At 70.3% G+C, this 1,288-nt stretch carries 2 protein-coding genes; both read left to right on the top strand.

What is annotated here, in order from left to right:
• Positions 1-55: 55 nt before the first annotated feature.
• Entirely contained in the window at positions 56-913 is an 858-nt protein-coding gene (locus tag ACQKIP_RS47675) for a phosphatidylinositol-specific phospholipase C/glycerophosphodiester phosphodiesterase family protein (protein WP_365865232.1), read from the top strand.
• A gap of 135 nt (positions 914-1,048) precedes the next feature.
• On the top strand, positions 1,049-1,243 hold the full coding sequence (locus ACQKIP_RS47670; RefSeq protein ID WP_160503040.1) for a hypothetical protein: 195 nt from the start codon (positions 1,049-1,051) through the stop codon (positions 1,241-1,243).
• Positions 1,244-1,288: the final 45 nt, after the last annotated feature.

The raw sequence follows: 1,288 nt of genomic DNA, 5'->3' as shown, positions 1-1,288 counted from the left end.
GCCTCATACTCACTGAGGCCCGCCCCTCACCCCCTTGCCCTTTCCGGGAGTCTGCATGGCACTCATCACCCGTCGTAGAGCCCTCACCATCGGCGCCGCGCTCGCCGGCACCGCAGCCGTCCCCGCGTACGCACAGGCGAGCGAGCGCGGCCATGGGCCCCGCCCCCTGGTCCGCGCCCACGCGCACAACGACTACGAGCACCCCCGGCCCCTCTTCGACGCGCTCGACCACCGCTTCGGCAGCGTCGAGGCCGACATCTACCTCGTCGACGGCGCTCTCCTGGTCGCCCACGACCCGATCGACCTGGATCCCGCCCGCACCCTCGAAAAGCTCTACCTGGACCCCCTGGCCGCCCGTGTGCGTGCCAACCACGGTTCCGTGTACCGGGGTTACCACCGCACCCCCTTCCAGCTCCTGATCGACATCAAGACCGAGGGTGCGGCGACGTACCTCGAACTCGACCGCCACCTGCGGCGCTACCGGCACCTGTTCACCACCTACTCCCACGGCAAGGTGCGCCGCGGCCCCGTGACGGCGGTGATATCCGGCGACCGGGCCGCCCGCGCGCCGATGGAGGCCCAGCGGGTGCGCCGTGCCTTCTACGACGGGCGCCTCGCCGACCTGGGCAGCGCGGCGCCCGCCTCGCTCATCCCGTTGATCAGCGACAACTGGACGCTCAACTTCAGCTGGCAGGGCGTCGGCGCGATCCCGGCCGCCGAGCGCGACAAACTGCGCGGCATCGTCTCGGCCGCCCACAAGCGCGGACAGCGTGTCCGCTTCTGGGCGACGCCCGACCTGGCGGGACCGGCGCGCGACGCGGTGTGGGGCGAGCTCCTGGCCGCCGGAGTCGACCACTTGAACACGGACGACCTGGCCGGCCTGGAGGCGTTCCTCGACGCCCACGGGCAGTAGCCGCCGTCCGCGCCGAAGCAACGCCCCGGCACATAACACCCGTTCGGAGGACATGCCGGTCGCCCGGACGGTCCCTCCGCTGCGCCACACTCGGCCCAGAGCCGCGGTGTGGACGTGGCGGAGGAGGTTGTCCCCATGGCCATTTCGGTCTCTGTGGTGCTGCTGCTGGTGATCCTCGCAGTGGTCTTTCTGCGCAACGGCGCACTGAAGTTCTCGCACGCCCTGGTCTGTGCGCTGCTCGGCTTCTATCTGGCGAGTTCGAGCATGGCGCCGACCATCCACAACGGGGTGACGGCAGCCGCGGACATCGTCAGCGGACTCCAGCCATGACCCGGCGGCCATGACCCGGTCATGACAAGCCTAGATGATTGCCTC

The organism is Streptomyces sp. NPDC059900, from assembly GCF_050270335.1.
Taxonomy (GTDB): Bacteria; Actinomycetota; Actinomycetes; order Streptomycetales; family Streptomycetaceae; genus Streptomyces.
Note: the sequence above shows the minus strand (reverse complement) of the source record. Positions and strands in the feature narration are given on the sequence as shown.